Genomic DNA, 17106 nt, shown 5'->3' with positions numbered 1-17106 from the left:
CGCAGCGCTGTTTCACGTGAAACAAGGGCCGTCGCATCGATCTGATGCGACGGCCCTCGCCGTTTCACGGGCGTCGTACGGCAGGATGTCCCGCATGCCCAGTGCAGAATCGACGCAAGCGAGCGCGCGTGAACCGGACACCGTACGGCCCACCAGGACGGACGAGGTCGCCGCGAGCGGCAGCGAGCTGATCGGTGGCCCCATCGGTCGGCGGGCCCTGCTCGGGACGTCCTGGTGGACCCCCGTACGGATCATCGTGCTCGTGGCGATCGGCATGTTCGCCCTCGGTCTGATCCAGAAGGCCCCCTGCTACGACGGCGCCTGGTTCTACGGCGCCAGTTCGCAGTACACGCACGCCTGCTACTCCGATATCCCGCACCTCTACCAGGGGCGTGGCTTCGCGGACGGGCTCGTCCCGTACTTCGACCGGTTGCCCGGAGACATGGAGTACCTGGAGTACCCGGTGCTGACCGGTGTCTTCATGGAGGTGGCCTCCTGGGTCACCACGGGCAGCGGCAGCATGCAGCACCAGGCGCAGTGGTACTGGATGGTCAACGCCGGGATGCTCATGGTGTGCGCGGCCGTCATCGCCGTCTGTGTGGCCCGCACCCACCGTCGGCGCCCCTGGGACGGGCTGCTGGTCGCCCTGGCGCCCGCGCTGGCGCTGACCGCCACCATCAACTGGGACCTGCTGGCAGTCGCCCTGACGGCCGCGGCGATGCTCATGTGGTCCAGGAGCCGCCCGGTGGCCTTCGGTGTCCTGCTGGGGCTCGCCACGGCCGCCAAGCTCTATCCGTTCCTGCTCCTGGGCCCCCTGCTCGTGCTGTGCTGGCGGGCCGGGAAGTGGCGGGACTTCGGCAAGGCGGTGGCGGCCACGGCCGGCGCGTGGGTCATGGTGAATGTGCCGGTGATGCTCTTCGCCTTCGAGGGCTGGTCGAAGTTCTACACTTTCAGCCAGGAGCGCGGCGTCGACTTCGGCTCCTTCTGGCTGATCATGGCGCAGAACTCCAGTGATCCGCTGGCCACCGAGACCGTCAACACGCTCGCCACGCTGCTGATGCTGCTCTCCTGCGCGGGTGTCGCTGCGCTCACCTTCACGGCCCCGCGCCGCCCCCGCTTCGCCCAGCTCGCGTTTCTGATCGTCGCCGCGTTCATCCTGACCAACAAGGTCTACTCGCCGCAGTACGTGCTGTGGCTGATCCCGCTGGCCGTGCTGGCCCGGCCCAAGTGGCGGGACTTCCTCATCTGGCAGGTGTGTGAGGTGGCGTACTTCCTGGGCATCTGGATGTACCTCGCGTACACGACGAGCGGGGACGCCCACAAGGGCCTGCCGACGGACGGCTACCACTGGGCGATCGGCGCCCACCTGCTCGGCACGCTCTACCTGTGCGGGATGGTCGTGCGCGACATCTTCAAACCGGAGCGGGACGTGGTCCGGCAGACGGGCGACGACGACCCCTGCGGCGGTGTCCTCGACGGGGCGCCCGACGACTTCGTCCTGCGGCCGGGCGGCCCGTTTCCGGAGCACGACGGGCACGAGGGCGGACCACAGGTGGACTGGGGCAGCCGTTCGCCCTGAGCGAACACGGCCGGTCAGAGGTCGTACGAAGGGCCGTACGCGGGATGCGCGTACGGCCCTTTCGGCTGTCCGGGTGCGGGTGCGGGTGCGGGTGGTCCGGGTGCCGGTCAGCGGTCCACGATGCGGTCGAACTGGGTGGTGGTGTGCCGCAGATGGGCCACCAGCTCGTCGCCGACCTTCGGCTCGGGGGCGTCCGACGGCACGAACAGGATCGACACCTGCATGTGCGGGGGCTCGGCGAACCAGCGCTGCTTGCCGCCCCAGACGAACGGCGCGAGGTTCCGGTTGACCGTGGCGAGGCCGGCCCGGGCGACGCCCTTGGCGCGCGGCATGACGCCGTGCAGGGCCTTGGGGGCCTCCAGCCCCACCCCGTGCGACGTTCCGCCCGCCACGACCACCAGGAAGCCGTCGGACGCGGTCTTCTGCTGCCGGTAGCCGAAGCGTTCGCCCTTGGCGACCCGGGCGACGTCCAGGACGGCGCCGCGGTACTCGGTGGCGTCGTGGTCGCCGAGCCACAGCCGGGTACCGATACGGGCGCGGAACCGGGTCTGCGGGAACTGCTGCTGGAGCCGGGCGAGTTCATCGGCCTTCAGATGGCTGACGAACATCGTGTGCAGCGGCAGCCGGGCCGCGCGCAGCCGGTCCATCCACCCGATGACCTCCTCGACGGCGTCGGAGCCGTCCGTGCGGTCCAGCGGCAGATGGATGGCGAAGCCCTCCAGGCGGACGTTCTCTATGGCGGCGTGGAGCTGCGGCAGGTCCTGCTCGCTGATGCCGTGGCGCTTCATCGTGGACATCACCTCGATGACCACCCGCGCGCCCACGAGGCCGTACACGCCGTCGATCGAGGACACCGAGCGGATGACCCGGTCCGGCAGTGGCACCGGCTCCTCACCGCGCCGGTACGGCGTCAGCACCAGCAGGTCGCCGCCGAAGAAATCCTTGATGCGCGCGGCCTCGTAGGTGGTGCCGACGGCGAGCACGTCCGCGCCCAGCCGGGTGGCCTCCTCCGCCAGCCGCTCGTGCCCGAAGCCGTAGCCGTTGCCCTTGCAGACCGGGACGAGCCCCGGGAACTGCTCGTGCACGTGCTTGTGGTGCGCCCGCCAGCGCGCAGTGTCGACGTAGAGCGTGAGCGCCATGGCCGGACCTGGAACCTTTCTCGGGGCTGCGGTGTATCAGAGGTGTGGACTTGCGGTGTAGCAGAAGTGTGAGTGCTATGGAAACAGATGTTCCGGACTCGGCGACGCGACCTGTGTCAGCGGCGCGATGTGTTCCAGTGGTGCGACGGGGGTCAGCGGCGCGACATGTAGATGTCGAGTGCCTTGTGGAGCAGCTTGTTGAGCGGGAAGTCCCACTCGCCGAGATACTCGGCAGCCTGCCCGCCCGTGCCCACCTTGAACTGGATCAGACCGAAGAGGTGGTCGGACTCGTCCAGCGAGTCGGAGATGCCGCGCAGGTCGTACACGGTGGCGCCGAGCGCGTAGGCGTCGCGCAGCATCCGCCACTGCATCGCGTTCGAGGGCCGGACCTCCCGCCCGATGTTGTCGGAGGCGCCGTAGGAGTACCAGACATGGCCGCCGACGATGAGCATGGTCGCCGCGGAGAGGTTCACGCCGTTGTGGCGGGCGAAGTACAGCCGCATGCGGTTGGGGTCCTCGGAGTTGAGGGCCGACCACATGCGCTGGAAGTACGACAGCGGGCGCGGCCGGAAGTGGTCGCGCACGGCCGTGATCTCGTACAGCCGCTGCCATTCCTCAAGGTCGTGATAGCCGCCCTGGACGACCTCGACGCCGGCCTTCTCGGCCTTCTTGATGTTGCGCCGCCAGAGCTGGTTGAAGTTCTTGTGCACCTCTTCCAGCGACCGGTTGGCCAGCGGCACCTGGTAGACGTACCGGGGCTGTACGTCGCCGAAGCCGGCCCCGCCGTCCTCACCCTGCTGCCAGCCCATCCGGCGCAGCTTGTCGGCGACCTCGAAGGCGCGCGGCTCGATGAAGTCGGCCTCGATGTCACGCAGCCGCTTCACGTCCGGGTCCTGGATGCCCCTCTTGATGGAGGTGGCCTCCCAGCGCCGGATGATCACCGGCGGCCCCATCTTCACGGAGAAGGCGCCCTGTTGCTTCAGATGGGCCAGCATCGGCTGGATCCAGTCGTCCAGGTTCGGCGCGAACCAGTTGATGACCGGGCCCTCGGGGAGATAGGCGAGGTAGCGCTTGATCTTGGGGAGCTGGCGGTAGAGGACCAGGCCCGCGCCGACGAGTTCGCCGGTGCGGTCGTCGAACCAACCGAGGCTCTCCGAGCGCCACTCCGCCTTGACATCGGCCCAGGCCGGGACCTGCATGTGACTAGCCGCCGGCAGGTTCTGGATGTATGCCAGATGCTGCTCACGGCTGATGGTCCTCAGTGTCAGGCTCATTCGGGGCGCTCCTCGGGCTGGTGTGTCCCCATGGGTACAGGGGCTCCGGCTCTCGCGCCGAAGCCTACTGCCCGGTGCCTTCCGCCTGACTGGGCGTACACGACCTTCGCCCCGACCCGAGGAGCGCCGGGGCGCGCGAGGGCGTGTTGTGGTGGTTTCGGAAGCCGGTCCGGACGGGTCAGAAGACTCCGCCGAACAGACCACCGTGCGCCATGCCGAGGAAGAAGCCCACGGCGGAGAAGCCGAGCCCCAGGATCAGCCCGAAGCGCTCACGGGTGGTCACCGAGACCCACTGTCCGTAGCCGCCGGTGATGATGCCCACCAGGCCCGCCCAGGAGCTGAGCAGATGGAGGCTGTGGAACTGCGCCGTGATGAAGGAGACCAGCCCGAGCACCAGGGTCACCGCGAGCAGGGTGTCCTGGAGCGGGTGGGATTTGCCGTCGGTGGCCAAGAGAGAGCCGCCGGTGGTGGGTCGCATTGCCTGTGCCATCGGGCACCTCCTGCGAGAGGGCGGCGCATCGTAGCGCCATACACACCCTTTGTGTACAGATTGTCGGCGCTCCCGGCCGGATTTCAACCGGACGCGGGTGTGCGGGTAGTCTGTACCGTCTGCACCGGTGTCTGCCCAGTCCGGAGCCAGGGCACACCGCCCGGGCCGGACGGGGGCGCCGCCCACGGCCTCTGATTGTCAGTGGCGGCCGATACCGTTGCGTACGCATCACAACCCTCCTGCCACGGAGCGACCGTGGCCGCTGAGTCCAAAGGAGGTGGGTTCCACATGCGTCACTACGAGGTGATGGTCATCCTCGACCCCGAGATCGAGGAGCGCTCTGTCTCCCCGCTGATCGAGAACTTCCTCTCTGTCGTCCGTGATGGCGGCGGAAAGGTCGAGAAGGTCGACACCTGGGGCCGTCGTCGTCTCTCGTACGAGATCAAGAAGAAGCCCGAGGGCATCTACTCGGTCATCGACCTGCAGGCGGAGCCTGCGGTCGTCAAGGAGCTCGACCGCCAGATGAACCTGAACGAGTCGGTCCTCCGGACCAAGGTCCTCCGCCCCGAGACCCACTGAGCTTCCGCTCAGCTGATCTCGGGTTTCGAGTAGCAGCAAGCAGCCAGCAGCAAACCCGCCGAGAGGTTCACCCATGGCAGGCGAGACCGTCATCACGGTCGTCGGCAATCTTGTCGATGACCCCGAGCTGCGCTTCACCCCGTCCGGTGCGGCCGTCGCGAAGTTCCGTGTCGCGTCCACTCCCCGCACCTTCGACCGTCAGACCAACGAGTGGAAGGACGGCGAAAGCCTCTTTCTGACCTGCTCGGTCTGGCGTCAGGCGGCGGAGAACGTCGCCGAGTCGCTCCAGCGAGGCATGCGCGTCGTCGTGCAGGGCCGGCTGAAGCAGCGGTCCTATGAGGACCGTGAGGGAGTCAAGCGCACGGTCTACGAGCTGGACGTCGAGGAAGTCGGCCCCAGCCTGCGCAACGCCACGGCCAAGGTCACCAAGACCAGCGGTCGCGGTGGCCAGGGTGGCGGCGGGTTCGGCGGCGGTGGTGGCGGCGGCCAGCAGGGCGGCGGCTGGGGCGGAGGCTCCGGTGGCGGCCAGCAGGGCGGCGGCGCTCCCTCCGACGACCCCTGGGCGACCGGCGCTCCCGCCGGTGGCGGCAACCAGGGCTCCGGCGGCGGCGGTGGCTGGGGCGGTGGCTCCAGCGGTTCCGGCGGCTCCGGCGGCGGCGGTGGCGGCGGCTACTCGGACGAGCCCCCCTTCTAGTACCCCGGGCCTTGTGCCCGTGGTCGGAGGCGGGGTCGTACCCCACACTTCTTGATCACACAGGAGAAACACCATGGCGAAGCCGCCTGTGCGCAAGCCGAAGAAAAAGGTCTGCGCTTTCTGCAAGGACAAGGTCACGTACGTGGACTACAAGGACACGAACATGCTGCGGAAGTTCATTTCCGACCGCGGCAAGATCCGTGCCCGCCGCGTGACCGGCAATTGCACGCAGCACCAGCGTGACGTCGCCACGGCCGTGAAGAACAGCCGTGAGATGGCGCTGCTGCCCTACACGTCGACTGCGCGCTAAGGGAAGGGTGACCGAATCATGAAGATCATCCTCACCCACGAGGTCTCCGGCCTCGGTGCCGCGGGCGACGTCGTCGACGTCAAGGACGGTTACGCTCGCAACTACCTGATCCCGCGGAAGTTCGCGATCCGCTGGACCAAGGGTGGCGAGAAGGACGTCGCGCAGATCCGTCGTGCGCGCAAGATCCACGAGATCCAGACCATCGAGCAGGCCAACTCCGTGAAGGCCCAGCTTGAGGGCGTGAAGGTCCGTCTGGCCGTCCGCTCCGGCGACGCCGGTCGGCTCTTCGGCTCCGTCACCCCGGCCGACGTCGCTTCGGCGATCAAGGCCGCCGGTGGCCCTGAGGTCGACAAGCGCCGCATCGAGCTGGGCGCCCCGATCAAGACCCTGGGCGCCCACGAGACGTCCGTGCGTCTGCACCCCGAGGTGGCCGCGAAGGTCAACATCGAGGTCGTCGCGGCGTGACACCGCGATCGGCTTGACCGGCCGCGCCCTCGTGCCCGGCCAGAACAGCTGAGAAGAGGGCCGCATCCCCTGGGGTGCGGCCCTCTTCGCGTGCTTTCTCGGCGGCGGATGTTCGGCGGATGTTTCACGTGAAACGGGACTCGGTGCCGCCATGGGTTCAGCGGGTGGCGCCGGTGACCATCCAGCGGCCGGAGCGGGTGCGGAGCCAGAGAGTGAGCAGGCGCAGGGACATCATCAGGGTCAGCGTCAGCCAGAGGGCTGTGAGGCCGCCACCGAGGGTGGGGACCAGGAGGGCCAGCGGGGCGAAGGCCGCGAGGGTCAGCAGCATGGCCCAGGCGAGGTAGGGTCCGTCGCCCGCTCCCATCAGCACACCGTCCAGGACGAAGACCACCCCGCACAGGGGCTGGGTGAGGGCTACGACGATGAGGGCGGGCAGCGCCGTGTCCTTGACGGCGGCGTCGCTGGTGAACAGGGGAAGCAGCAGCGGGCGGGCCAACACCACCAGCACACCGAGACCGAGTCCCACGGCCAGGCCCCACTCCACCATGCGGCGACAGGCGCGACGGGCCCCCTCGGTGTCTCCGGCGCCGAGATATCGCCCGATGATGGCCTGTCCGGCGATGGCGATGGCGTCGAGGGCGAAGGCCATCAGGTTCCACAGGGAGAGGATGATCTGGTGGGCGGCGATATCGGCGTCACCGAGACCGGCGGCGACGGCGGTGGCGATCATCATGATCGCGCGGAGCGAGAGCGTGCGGACCAGCAGTGGTACGCCGGCCTGTGCGGAGGCGCGTATCCCGGTGGCGTCGGGTCGCAGTGAGGCTCCGTGCCGACGGGCTCCCCGGATGACGACGAAGAGATAGGCGGCGGCCATTCCGCACTGGGCGATGACGGTCCCCCAGGCGGATCCGGCGATGCCGAGCCCGACGCCGTAGACCAGGACGACGTTCAGTACGCCGTTGGTGACGAAGCCGGCGCCGGCGACGTAGAGCGGGGTCCGGGTGTCCTGGAGTCCGCGCAGTACACCGCTGGCGGCGAAGACGACCAGCATGGCCGGGATGCCGAGCGACGAGATCCGCAGATAGGTGATGGCGTAGGGGGCGGCGGTGTCCGAGGTGCCGAAGAGTTCCACGAGGTTCGGCGCGGTGGGCAGGACGACGGCCACGACGAGGGCGCCGAGGAGCAGGGCCAGCCAGATGCCGTCCATGCCCTGGCGGATGGCGGACTGGAGGTCACCGGCACCGACCCGGCGGGCGACGGCGCCGGTGGTGGCGTAGGCGAGGAAGACGAAGACGCTCACCGCGGTCATGAGGAGGGCGGAGGCCACACCGAGACCGGCGAGTTGAGCGGTGCCGAGGTGGCCGATGATCGCGCTGTCGGCCATGACGAAGAGAGGCTCGGCGACGAGTGCACCGAAGGCCGGGACGGCCAGCGCGACGATCTCGCGGTCGTGCTGTCTCCGGGCAGCTTTGGGTCTCGCGGGAGCCTGTGTCATGCGCATCAATGTAACCGTCCACAGGTAAGAGATGCAAAGCAAGTGCAACCCTTACTTGTGGAAGTGTGGCGCAGGTTCTCCCACGGAGGCCGCAATGATCTTGGGCCGACCGGGAAAGTTTTTCTTCTGCACAGCCGGTGGACGGTGAAAGGCCAGGTCAGGACTGATCCCGCCGAAAGTGGTCAGGCTTGTTCACAGGGCTGTCCACCGGGTCGTGCACAGGTTTCGGCGAGTTCTCCACAGCATCCGGGCCGTCGTCCACATGGCCTGTGGATAACCAGATTGGCTGACGGTGCCGGGGGGCCTAACGTGGTCCGGCACCCACTCCTTCCGACCGCTGATGAACCGTCATAAAACCGACGCGCCAGTACCGGAGCCGGGGCTCTCATTTGTCAGTGCCGTGCCGTAGAAAAGAGAGGCACGGCGAGGTCCGCTGGGCGGACGGGAGGAGGTGGCTCGGTGAGCATTTCCGAGCCCTTGGACGACCCGTGGGCCGACAGCGGTCCAGGGGATCGTCTGCCTTCCCGGCGCCGCGGCGAGGGAGCGCGGGGACGCGACGAACAGCATGACCGGGGCCGCGACAGCGGGGAGTGGGACGGCGCGGGGCCCTCCTTCGAGCGGGTTCCGCCGCAGGATCTCAACGCCGAACAGTCCGTGCTCGGCGGCATGCTGCTCTCCAAGGACGCCATCGCCGACGTCGTGGAGATCCTCAAGGGCCACGACTTCTACAAACCGGCCCACGAAACGATCTACCAGGCCATCCTCGACGTCTACGCCAAGGGCGAGCCGGCCGACCCGATCACGATCGCCGCGGAACTCACCAAGCGCGGCGAGATCAACAAGGTGGGCGGGGCGTCGTATCTGCACACCCTGGTGCAGACGGTGCCGACGGCGGCCAACGCCGAGTACTACGCGGAGATCGTCCATGAGCGCGCGGTGCTGCGGCGTCTGGTGGAGGCCGGCACGCGCATCACCCAGATGGGATACGCCGCCGACGACGACGTGGACGAGATCGTCAACCGGGCGCAGGCAGAGATCTACGCGGTCACCGAGCAGCGGACCAGCGAGGACTACCTTCCGCTCGGCGACATCATGGAGGGCGCGCTCGACGAGATCGAGGCGATCGGATCCCGCAGTGGCGAGATGACCGGGGTGCCGACCGGCTTCACCGACTTCGACTCGCTCACCAACGGACTCCACCCGGGCCAGATGATCGTCATCGCGGCCCGTCCCGCCATGGGTAAGTCCACCCTCGCGCTGGACTTCGCCCGCGCGGCCTCGATCAAGAACAATCTGCCGAGCGTCATCTTCTCGCTGGAGATGGGGCGCAACGAGATCGCGATGCGTCTGCTGTCGGCGGAGGCGCGGGTGGCCCTGCACCATATGCGCTCCGGCACGATGACCGACGAGGACTGGACGCGACTGGCCCGCCGGATGCCGGACGTGTCCGCGGCGCCGCTGTACATCGACGACTCGCCGAACCTGTCGATGATGGAGATCCGCGCCAAGTGCCGGCGCCTCAAGCAGCGCAACGACCTGCGCCTTGTCGTCATCGACTACCTCCAGCTGATGCAGTCCGGCGGCTCCAAGCGCGCCGAGAGCCGTCAGCAGGAGGTCTCCGACATGTCCCGTAACCTCAAGCTCCTCGCCAAGGAGCTGGAGGTCCCGGTCATCGCGCTCTCCCAGCTGAACCGTGGCCCCGAGCAGCGCACCGACAAGAAGCCGATGGTCAGCGACCTCCGTGAGTCCGGCTCCATCGAGCAGGACGCGGACATGGTCATCCTGCTGCACCGCGAGGACGCCTACGAGAAGGAGTCCCCCCGCGCGGGCGAGGCCGACCTGATCGTGGCCAAGCACCGAAACGGCCCCACGGCGACAATCACGGTCGCGTTCCAGGGCCACTACTCACGCTTCGTGGACATGGCCCAGACGTGACGGACCGTACGTACGGGGCCCGTGACGGCCGGACGGGCGCTCAGCGCCTCGTCTCGTACCTGGTCAGGACCACGCCGTCGGGAAACGTCCGGGTCTCCACCAGGTTCAGGTTCACCCAGCTGTCCAGCGCGGAGAAGAACGGCGTGCCGCCGCCCACCAGGACCGGGGCGGTGGCCAGCAGGTACTCGTCGATCAGCCCGGCCCGCATGGCCGCCCCGGCGAGCGTCGCGCCGCAGATGTCCATCGGGCCGCCGTCCTCGGCCTTGAGCCGGGTGATCTCGGCGACCGCGTCGCCGGTGACCAGGCGGGAGTTCCAGTCGACCTTGTCGATCGTGGAGGAGAAGACCACCTTCGACATGTCCCGCCAGCGGTGCGCGAACGCGATCTCCGCCGGGGTGGCGTCGGGCCGCTGGTCGCCGGTCGGCCAGTAGGAGCTCATCGTCTGCCACAGCTTGCGCCCGTACAGCGACAGTTCGGTCGCCTGCAACTGGTCGGACCAGAACTGGAACAGCTCGTCGCTCGGCACGCTCCAGCCGATGTCGTCGCCGGGCGCCGCGATGTAGCCGTCCAGGCTCAGGTTCATGCCGTAGATCAATTTCCGCATGGCTCCAGCCTTCCGTGAGTCCGTCTCCCGGGTACAGACCGGCGCGGCGAGGGAAAATCATCGGTGTGCGATCTGACGCCGCATGCAGTCCTCGTGCCCGGTGGCTCGGCCGCAGTGATGACGACTGCCGTCCGATGATTCTCGCTCGCTGACGGGATCGGTGGAGAGGTCCAGCAGTCGACGTAGTTCCCCTCTCGGCCCCGCCCCAAGGGCCAAGTCGGGTGCCCGCTTCTCGCGCGGTTCTCGACTCCCCGCAGGAGCCTGTGCGCGGGAATCAGCGGCCCTTGGTCCGCGGGGGACCGCCTGCTCCCACCGCGCCGCCGAGCATCCAGTTGTGCCCGCCCGGGAAGAGGGCCGCGTCGTCGGGGCGCCGGTGGACGAGGACGCGGCCCTCGGGGTCGCGGCACACGATCGTCGCGATGCGATGCAGCCACCTTCGGCGGATGGCCTCGGCCCGGTCCACGACCCCCAGAACCCGGTCCTGCTCGTCCACCCGTTCGACGCGTTCGCTCACGGAGACACGGTGGCAGAGCAGCCGTAGAACCTCACGCATGACCTAGGAGACCAAGCACACCGTCCAGCGCAGACGAATGCACTCGACGTAGAGCGCCTCGGCAGGTGGACTGGGGTCATGACGACACCTCACGAAGAACTGCTCCCCCAGACGCGTCGCGCGCTGCTGCACCGGCTCGCCGTCGGCCAGGCCGAAGGGCGGGCGCCCTCGATGGTGGGGGCGGTCGTGCGGGGCGGGCGGATCGTATGGGCCGGGGCGCGCAGTTCCGTGGACGGTCGGACCCCGGACGAGAACGTGCAGTACCGGATCGGCTCCATCACCAAGACGTTCACGGCGGTCCTCGTGATGCGGCTGCGGGACGAGGGACTGCTGGACCTCGGCGACCCGCTGGACAAGCACCTGCCCGGCACCGGCGTGGGCGAGGTCACCATCTCCCAACTGCTCGCGCACACCAGCGGACTGGTCGCCGAGTCCCCCGCCCCCTGGTGGGAGCGCAGCCCGGGCTCGCTGCGCCCCGCGTTGAGCGACGCCCTGGGCGAACAGCCCTTCCTGCACCCCGTGGGCCGCCGCTTCCACTACTCCAACACCGGCTACTCCGTGCTCGGTTCGCTCGTGGAGAAGCTGCGCGGTGCGCCCTGGGAGCAGGTGTTGCGCAGCGAGGTGCTCGAACCGCTCGGGCTGGACCGTACGAGCGGCCTGCCGCAGGCCCCGCACGCGAGCGGCTGGGCCGTCCATCCGTGGGCCGATGCGCTGCTCCCCGAGCCCGCCGAGGACTACGGAGTGATGGCTCCGGCCGGCCAGTTGTGGTCCACCGCCGCCGACCTGGCCCGGTTCGCGGTCTTCCTGGCGTTCGGGGACGACCGTGTGCTGAGTGCGGAGAGTGCGCGGGAGATGCGGGTCCCCGCGAGTCCTGGTGAGGTGGCGGACGTCGTGGGCGGCAGCAGTTACGGCCTCGGGCTCCAGGTTCAGGATCACGACGGGCGCCTCATCATCGGGCACTCGGGCTCGGTGCCGGGCTTCCTCGCGAACCTCAGCATCAGCGTGGAGGACGACGTGGCCGCCGTCGTCCTCACCAACTGCACTTCGGGTCCGTACACCTCCGTCATCGGCGCCGACCTCGTCCGGATCGTCGCCGAGGCGGAGCCCCGCATCCCCGAGCCGTGGCGGCCCCTGAGCGAGGTCGATCCGGCGCTGCTGGAGCTGGCCGGCCCGTGGTACTGGGGGACCAACGGCTTCGCCCTGCGGGTCGCCGACGGGGCGATCTCCCTGGGCCCGCTCACGAACGGAGGCCGCCACTCACACTTCCGGTCCAACGGGGACGGCACCTGGACCGGTCTGGAGAGCTACTTCGCGGGAGAGCGGTTGCAGGTCGTCCGACGGTCCGACGGTTCGGTGAGCCATCTCGACCTCGGCTCGTTCATGTTCACACGTCAGCCGTACGACGAGACCGCGCCGGTACCGGGTGGCGTGGACCCGGAGGGGTGGCGGGGGATCGGCTGACGGAGCGTCGCGAGCGCACCGGGACGATGCCGTGAGGCCGTGGGACATTCCTGAGTGCGCTCAAGTGCGGGGCGGTGTTTCACGTGAAACACCGCCCCGTCACAGCTGGAGCTTGAACCCCAGATGCGAGGCCGTGAACCCCAGCCGCTCATAGAAGCGGTGCGCATCCGTACGTGTCGCGTCCGATGTCAGCTGGACCAGTTGGCACCCCTGCCGACGCGACTCCTCGACCGCCCACTCGATGAACCGTGTGCCGAGCCCGCTGCCGCGCTCGTCGGCGTGGACCCGTACGCCCTCGATGATCGACCGGGTGGCACCCTGGCGGGAGAGCCCCGGGACGATCGTGAGCTGGAGGGTGCCGATCACCCGGCCTTCGCGGACGGCGACGACGAGATGCTGGTTCGGGTCGGCGTCGATGCGCTCGAACGCCGTCAGATACGGGGCCGGATCGTCCGGCGACTCGCGCTGCGCGCCCAGCGGGTCGTCCGCGAGCATGGCGACGATCGGGGGGACGTCCTCGGCTGTGGCACGGCGTATCTCAAGATCTCCCATGCCCGGCACCCTACGCGGACCCTGTTCCCGCGGCCCGCCTCGCTCTACGCCGGTACCTTGAGGGACTCGACGACCCGGACGAGCGGGGCCAGCTCAGGGTCCTGGGACGCCTGGTCCAGGGCCTCGCGCAACGCCACGTCGTTCGTCGGCCGCGCCTCCTTCAGGAGCTTGCGGCCGATCTCCGTGACGTTGGTGTAGATGCCGCGACGGTCGGTCGGGCACAGATAGCGCTCCAGCAGTCCGCGGTCCTCCAGCCGGGTGACCAGCCGTGTGGTGGCGCTCTGGCTGAGCACGACCGCGTCGGCGACCTGCTTCATCTGGAGATGGCCCCCCTCGCCCTCGTGCTGTCGGTTGAGCACATCCAGCAGGGAGTACTCACGCACGCTCAGTCCGTGCCCGGACTGCAGGGCGCGCTCGATGTGCGCCGCGATCCTGTCGTGCAGCAGGGAGAGAGCGCACCAGCCCTGGGCGAGGGCGGTGAGTGCGGGGTCCGTGGCTGTCATGGGCGTTTCCTCCGTCCCGGAGCGCCGGAGCGCTGAGGCCAGGATAAAGCAGACCCGCAATATCCCGCGCTTGCAAATATAGCGCGTGTGCAATTAATGTGGACGCAGGTTAAGCGTGCCTGCAATGAGGTGGGCGCAGAAGATCATTCGCACTGACCTGGAAGGTCCTCTCCATGCCTCTGGCACTTCTGGCCCTCGCGATCGGGGCTTTCGGAATCGGCACGACCGAATTCGTGATCATGGGCTTGCTGCCCGAGGTCGCCGCCGACTTCGGCGTCTCCATTCCCACGGCCGGACTCCTGGTGACCGGCTACGCGCTGGGCGTGGTGCTCGGCGCCCCGCTGATGACCGTCCTCGGCACCAAGGTGTCCCGCAAGCGGATGCTGATGCTGCTGATGGGGCTCTTCATCGTCGGCAACCTGCTCTCCGCCCTCGCCCCCGCGTTCGGTCTGATGCTGGCCGGCCGGGTGGTGGCCTCCCTGGCGCACGGCGCCTTCTTCGGCATCGGCTCGGTCGTCGCCGCGGAACTGGTCGCCCCGGACAGGAAGGCCGGTGCCATCGCGATGATGTTCACCGGACTGACCGTCGCCAACGTCGTCGGAGTACCGCTGGGCACCCTGATCGGCCAGTCCGTCGGCTGGCGTGTCACCTTCGCCGTCGTCGCCGCCCTCGGTGTCATCGGCCTCGCCGGTATCGCCCGCCTCGTCCCCGATCTGCCCAAGCCCGAAGGCGTACATCTGCGCCACGAACTCGCCGCCTTCCGGAACGTCCAGGTGCTGCTCGCCATGGCGATGACGGTCCTCGGCTTCGGCGGGGTCTTCGCCGCCAGCACCTACATCGCGCCGATGATGACCGAGGTCGCGGGCTTCGCCGACGGCTCCGTGACCTGGCTGCTGGTCCTCTTCGGCCTCGGCATGGTCGGCGGCAACCTGGTCGGCGGCCGGTACGCCGACCGCGCGCTGATGCCCATGCTCTACGTCTCCCTGAGCGCCCTCGCCGTCGTCCTCGGGCTCTTCACGCTCACCGCGCACGACAAGGTGCTCTCGGCCGTCAGCGTGTTCCTGATCGGCGCGCTCGGCTTCGCCACCGTCCCGCCGCTCCAGAAGCGCGTCCTCGACCAGGCCCACGGCGCCCCGACACTCGCCTCCGCGATGAACATCGGTGCCTTCAACCTGGGCAACGCGCTCGCCGCCTGGCTCGGCGGGGCCGTCATCGCCGCCGGCCTCGGCTACACCGCCCCGAACTGGGTCGGCGGCCTGCTCGCCGCCGCCGCACTGCTCCTCGCGGTGGTGTCGGCGGCGCTGGAGCGTCGTACCGAGCGCGGCCGGGTGGAAGATCCCGCCGAGCGAGGAACGGGGACTGCTGCGGGCGGGCCCGACGCGGTCACGGCGGGCCCGGGAACGGGGCCGGAAGCGGCGTTGGGGTCGGGCTCGGTAGCGGGCTTGAGGGGCTCGGGACCGGCGTCAGGCTCGGCAGGGCGGGCGGCTGCGGGGTCGGCGCGGCGCTGAGCCGGGCGCCAGAGCCCGGCGCCGGTCCAGGGGAACCGGCGCCGGTAGGTGTTTCATCCCGCGGCCACCGTCAGCGGCGCGAAGCGGCGGCTCCAGTCGCCGGGCAGGGCTGAGATCCCGTACGTCATCACCACGTTGAAGGCCACCGACATCAGGCCGCGCTCCTTGGCCCAGGCCAGCAGTTCGGTGTGCCGTACGTCGATGTCGGTGCGGAGCGGCCGGTCGGTGTGGGCGGCGAGGGAGGCGATGAGGGCCTTGGCCGTCTCGGTGTCCCGTGCGATCAGCGGCCCGACGACCTGGGTGTCCATGTTGGGCCAGGCGCCCGCGTAGCCGATGATCCGGCCCTTCTCCTCGGCCACCCGCAACTGGTCGGCGAAGGCGGGCAGCCGGGTGATGAGGTGGGTGCGATCGGTGCCGAACACCTCCTCGTCCAGACGGAGCAGCGCGGCGATGTCCTCCGCGGTGGCCGCCCGGGTGGCGACCCCGGGCACCGGGCCGCCGGGGGTGAAGCGCCCGCGCAGCATCTCGGCCCGGCCGGTGGCCTTGAAGCCCAGTTCCTCGTAGAGCGGGCGTCCGTTCGGAGTCGCGTGCAGGGTCAGGGGCGTCGTCCCCATCTCGGTGACGATGTGGCGCATCAGTCGGCGTCCGACGCCCTGCCGGGCGTACCGCTCGGCGACGAGCACCATGCCGATGGCCGCGAGATCGGGTCGGCCGTGCGGACCGTACTCCGTGACGACACAGGCGCTGACGAGACCGCCGCCGGGGTCGTCGATGCCGTACGCCTGCCCGGCGGAGAGAAGGAGGCCCCACTTGTGCTCCTCGCGTGGCCACCCCCTGTCCTCGGACAAGTCGGCGCAGTCCTGGAGATCGCGACGGGTCAGACGGCGGATGGGCAGATCGGCGAGCGAAGTGGTCGGCACGCAGGTCAGGCTGTCCGACGCGCGGCCCTGTCGTCCACCTGTTTCGACTGACACGTGGGGGCATTTGGCCATGCCGGGGCGCGAGGGGTAGTGAGTTCACCGGGAAAGCGTGTTTCACGTGAAACACCGGGGAACGGCGGGAGGCGCCCGGAGGGCGCGGGCACAGGGCAAGGAGGACGGCGGGACGGGGTGGGGGACCGGGTCCGGCTAGCCTCGGCGTCATGGCGAGACTGCATCTGTTCGATCTCGATGGAACGCTGCTGTACGGCACGACCGCTCCCCTGGAGATCTCTCGGCAACTCGGCCTGGAGGCCGAGACGGCGGCGTTGGAACGGGAGATCGCGACGGGGCTGATCGGTCCGCCGGAGTATGCCGTGCGGATCTACGCGCTGTGGGCGGAACTCACCGACCCACAGGTGGCGGTGGCTTTCGAGGGGGCGCCCTGGCTGGCCCGGATTCGAGAGGTCTGGGCCGAGATCAGACGGACGGGGGACTACTGTGCCGTCATTTCGCTCTCGCCGTCCTTCTTCGTGGAACGGCTGACGGGGTGGGGAGCGCATGCGGCGTACGGATCCCGTTTCCCCGCGGTGCCGTTCGTCGAGCCGCTGGATCCCACGGGAATCCTCAGTGCGGCGGCGAAGGTCCAGATCGCGGACCGGCTGTGCGAGCAGTTCGGGGTCACCCGGGCCGACTGTGTCGCGTACGGGGATTCACTGTCGGACACGGATCTGTTCGGCGCGGTTCCGATGTCGGTCGCGATGAACGCGGACCGGTATCTGACCGGCCTCGCGACCCACACGTACACGGGGAAAGATCTATGGGATGCCTATGAATTGGTTCGTGAAGCCCGGTAGTTGATGGAACCGGTGATTCGTTCCGTGGGGATGTTGCGTGGGTGCCGGGGGGTACTTGTGCGCCCGGCGATGGCCGGTATGGTCGACTCCGGTTCTCGTGCGAGAAGGGAACGCCGATCCGAATTCTGCGGCCAATGTCACATTCTGACCATTCTTGTCCGCGCGGGTTGTGCTAACGGTTGAATAGGCAG

General features: G+C 69.0%; 16 protein-coding genes and 2 pseudogenes. 9 read left to right on the top strand and 9 right to left on the bottom strand.

Annotated features, from left to right (window positions below; translation table 11 throughout):
- Window positions 1-85 precede the first annotated feature (85 nt).
- The gene (locus ACIQNG_RS20060) at window positions 86-1579 is read left to right on the top strand and encodes a glycosyltransferase family 87 protein (RefSeq protein ID WP_401486566.1); all 1494 of its coding nucleotides are present in this window, start codon (window positions 86-88) and stop codon (window positions 1577-1579) included.
- A gap of 107 nt (window positions 1580-1686) precedes the next feature.
- Here the strand turns inward: ACIQNG_RS20060 and ACIQNG_RS20055 are convergent, their stop codons facing one another.
- The 3 genes from ACIQNG_RS20055 to ACIQNG_RS20045 all read right to left on the bottom strand — a co-directional run bounded on the left by ACIQNG_RS20055 (window position 1687) and on the right by ACIQNG_RS20045 (window position 4482).
- Entirely contained in the window at window positions 1687-2718 is a 1032-nt protein-coding gene (locus ACIQNG_RS20055; RefSeq protein WP_401437885.1) for an alanine racemase, read from the bottom strand.
- A gap of 152 nt (window positions 2719-2870) precedes the next feature.
- Window positions 2871-3992, bottom strand: a complete 1122-nt coding sequence (femX, locus tag ACIQNG_RS20050; protein WP_401486564.1) for a peptidoglycan bridge formation glycyltransferase FemX — start codon at window positions 3990-3992, stop codon at window positions 2871-2873.
- A 178-nt stretch (window positions 3993-4170) separates the two neighbouring features.
- The gene (locus ACIQNG_RS20045) at window positions 4171-4482 is read right to left on the bottom strand and encodes a hypothetical protein (protein ID WP_401437891.1); all 312 of its coding nucleotides are present in this window, start codon (window positions 4480-4482) and stop codon (window positions 4171-4173) included.
- A 288-nt stretch (window positions 4483-4770) separates the two neighbouring features.
- On the opposite strand from ACIQNG_RS20045, the gene rpsF reads away from it, so the two are divergent.
- The 4 genes from rpsF to rplI all read left to right on the top strand — a co-directional run bounded on the left by rpsF (window position 4771) and on the right by rplI (window position 6530).
- On the top strand, window positions 4771-5061 hold the full coding sequence (rpsF, locus tag ACIQNG_RS20040) for a 30S ribosomal protein S6 (RefSeq protein WP_393803948.1): 291 nt from the start codon (window positions 4771-4773) through the stop codon (window positions 5059-5061).
- 73 nt (window positions 5062-5134) lie between these two features.
- Window positions 5135-5755 carry a single-stranded DNA-binding protein gene (locus ACIQNG_RS20035; RefSeq protein ID WP_401486562.1) on the top strand — a complete coding sequence of 207 codons (621 nt, stop codon included), beginning with the start codon at window positions 5135-5137 and terminating at the stop codon, window positions 5753-5755.
- Between the two features lie 73 nt (window positions 5756-5828).
- On the top strand, window positions 5829-6065 hold the full coding sequence (rpsR, locus tag ACIQNG_RS20030; RefSeq protein ID WP_003949403.1) for a 30S ribosomal protein S18: 237 nt from the start codon (window positions 5829-5831) through the stop codon (window positions 6063-6065).
- 18 nt (window positions 6066-6083) lie between these two features.
- On the top strand, window positions 6084-6530 hold the full coding sequence (rplI, locus tag ACIQNG_RS20025; RefSeq protein WP_401437897.1) for a 50S ribosomal protein L9: 447 nt from the start codon (window positions 6084-6086) through the stop codon (window positions 6528-6530).
- 157 nt (window positions 6531-6687) lie between these two features.
- Here the strand turns inward: rplI and ACIQNG_RS20020 are convergent, their stop codons facing one another.
- Window positions 6688-8025: an MATE family efflux transporter gene (locus ACIQNG_RS20020; protein WP_401486560.1), complete on the bottom strand. Its 1338-nt coding sequence runs from the start codon at window positions 8023-8025 to the stop codon at window positions 6688-6690.
- 459 nt (window positions 8026-8484) lie between these two features.
- On the opposite strand from ACIQNG_RS20020, the gene dnaB reads away from it, so the two are divergent.
- Entirely contained in the window at window positions 8485-9960 is a 1476-nt protein-coding gene (gene dnaB, locus ACIQNG_RS20015) for a replicative DNA helicase (protein ID WP_401486558.1), read from the top strand.
- A 40-nt stretch (window positions 9961-10000) separates the two neighbouring features.
- On the opposite strand, the gene ACIQNG_RS20010 is transcribed toward dnaB, so the two are convergent.
- Window positions 10001-10564 carry a dihydrofolate reductase family protein gene (locus ACIQNG_RS20010; RefSeq protein ID WP_401437905.1) on the bottom strand — a complete coding sequence of 188 codons (564 nt, stop codon included), beginning with the start codon at window positions 10562-10564 and terminating at the stop codon, window positions 10001-10003.
- A gap of 301 nt (window positions 10565-10865) precedes the next feature.
- A pseudogene (locus ACIQNG_RS20005) lies at window positions 10866-11078 on the bottom strand (NTP pyrophosphohydrolase); the annotation flags it as partial.
- A 117-nt stretch (window positions 11079-11195) separates the two neighbouring features.
- Here ACIQNG_RS20005 and ACIQNG_RS20000 point away from each other — a divergent pair.
- The gene (locus ACIQNG_RS20000) at window positions 11196-12578 is read left to right on the top strand and encodes a serine hydrolase domain-containing protein (protein WP_401486556.1); all 1383 of its coding nucleotides are present in this window, start codon (window positions 11196-11198) and stop codon (window positions 12576-12578) included.
- Between the two features lie 99 nt (window positions 12579-12677).
- Here the strand turns inward: ACIQNG_RS20000 and ACIQNG_RS19995 are convergent, their stop codons facing one another.
- Together ACIQNG_RS19995 and ACIQNG_RS19990 are read right to left on the bottom strand one after the other, a co-directional pair.
- Window positions 12678-13130, bottom strand: coding sequence for a GNAT family N-acetyltransferase (locus ACIQNG_RS19995; RefSeq protein WP_401486554.1), 453 nt, complete (start codon window positions 13128-13130; stop codon window positions 12678-12680).
- A 44-nt stretch (window positions 13131-13174) separates the two neighbouring features.
- Window positions 13175-13633, bottom strand: coding sequence for a MarR family winged helix-turn-helix transcriptional regulator (locus ACIQNG_RS19990; RefSeq protein ID WP_401437915.1), 459 nt, complete (start codon window positions 13631-13633; stop codon window positions 13175-13177).
- A 173-nt stretch (window positions 13634-13806) separates the two neighbouring features.
- On the opposite strand from ACIQNG_RS19990, the pseudogene ACIQNG_RS19985 reads away from it, so the two are divergent.
- Window positions 13807-14953 (top strand): annotated as a pseudogene (locus ACIQNG_RS19985) (MFS transporter); the annotation flags it as partial.
- A 241-nt stretch (window positions 14954-15194) separates the two neighbouring features.
- Here ACIQNG_RS19985 and ACIQNG_RS19980 read toward each other — a convergent pair.
- Window positions 15195-16061: a GNAT family N-acetyltransferase gene (locus ACIQNG_RS19980; protein WP_401437920.1), complete on the bottom strand. Its 867-nt coding sequence runs from the start codon at window positions 16059-16061 to the stop codon at window positions 15195-15197.
- A 221-nt stretch (window positions 16062-16282) separates the two neighbouring features.
- On the opposite strand from ACIQNG_RS19980, the gene ACIQNG_RS19975 reads away from it, so the two are divergent.
- A complete protein-coding gene (locus tag ACIQNG_RS19975; RefSeq protein WP_401486551.1) occupies window positions 16283-16915 on the top strand; it encodes an HAD family hydrolase in 633 nt (210 codons plus the stop codon).
- Window positions 16916-17106 lie beyond the last annotated feature (191 nt).

Origin of the sequence: Streptomyces sp. NPDC091377 (assembly GCF_044757045.1) — a bacterium.
Classification (GTDB): domain Bacteria; phylum Actinomycetota; class Actinomycetes; order Streptomycetales; family Streptomycetaceae; genus Streptomyces.
This window is presented reverse-complemented; position numbering and strand designations above follow the sequence as displayed.

Excerpts from the sequence above, each read along its gene's own strand:
- ACIQNG_RS20000 (WP_401486556.1), top strand. The coding sequence starts at position 11,196 with ATGACGACACCTCACGAAGAACTGCTCCCCCAGACGCGTCGCGCGCTG.
- ACIQNG_RS19995 (WP_401486554.1), bottom strand. The coding sequence starts at position 13,130 with ATGGGAGATCTTGAGATACGCCGTGCCACAGCCGAGGACGTCCCCCCG.
- ACIQNG_RS19990 (WP_401437915.1), bottom strand. The coding sequence starts at position 13,633 with ATGACAGCCACGGACCCCGCACTCACCGCCCTCGCCCAGGGCTGGTGC.
- ACIQNG_RS20045 (WP_401437891.1), bottom strand. The coding sequence starts at position 4,482 with ATGGCACAGGCAATGCGACCCACCACCGGCGGCTCTCTCTTGGCCACC.
- ACIQNG_RS19975 (WP_401486551.1), top strand. The coding sequence starts at position 16,283 with ATGGCGAGACTGCATCTGTTCGATCTCGATGGAACGCTGCTGTACGGC.
- rpsF (WP_393803948.1), top strand. The coding sequence starts at position 4,771 with ATGCGTCACTACGAGGTGATGGTCATCCTCGACCCCGAGATCGAGGAG.
- ACIQNG_RS20020 (WP_401486560.1), bottom strand. The coding sequence starts at position 8,025 with ATGACACAGGCTCCCGCGAGACCCAAAGCTGCCCGGAGACAGCACGAC.
- ACIQNG_RS20055 (WP_401437885.1), bottom strand. The coding sequence starts at position 2,718 with ATGGCGCTCACGCTCTACGTCGACACTGCGCGCTGGCGGGCGCACCAC.
- ACIQNG_RS20035 (WP_401486562.1), top strand. The coding sequence starts at position 5,135 with ATGGCAGGCGAGACCGTCATCACGGTCGTCGGCAATCTTGTCGATGAC.
- ACIQNG_RS20010 (WP_401437905.1), bottom strand. The coding sequence starts at position 10,564 with ATGCGGAAATTGATCTACGGCATGAACCTGAGCCTGGACGGCTACATC.
- rplI (WP_401437897.1), top strand. The coding sequence starts at position 6,084 with ATGAAGATCATCCTCACCCACGAGGTCTCCGGCCTCGGTGCCGCGGGC.
- rpsR (WP_003949403.1), top strand. The coding sequence starts at position 5,829 with ATGGCGAAGCCGCCTGTGCGCAAGCCGAAGAAAAAGGTCTGCGCTTTC.
- femX (WP_401486564.1), bottom strand. The coding sequence starts at position 3,992 with ATGAGCCTGACACTGAGGACCATCAGCCGTGAGCAGCATCTGGCATAC.
- ACIQNG_RS20060 (WP_401486566.1), top strand. The coding sequence starts at position 86 with ATGTCCCGCATGCCCAGTGCAGAATCGACGCAAGCGAGCGCGCGTGAA.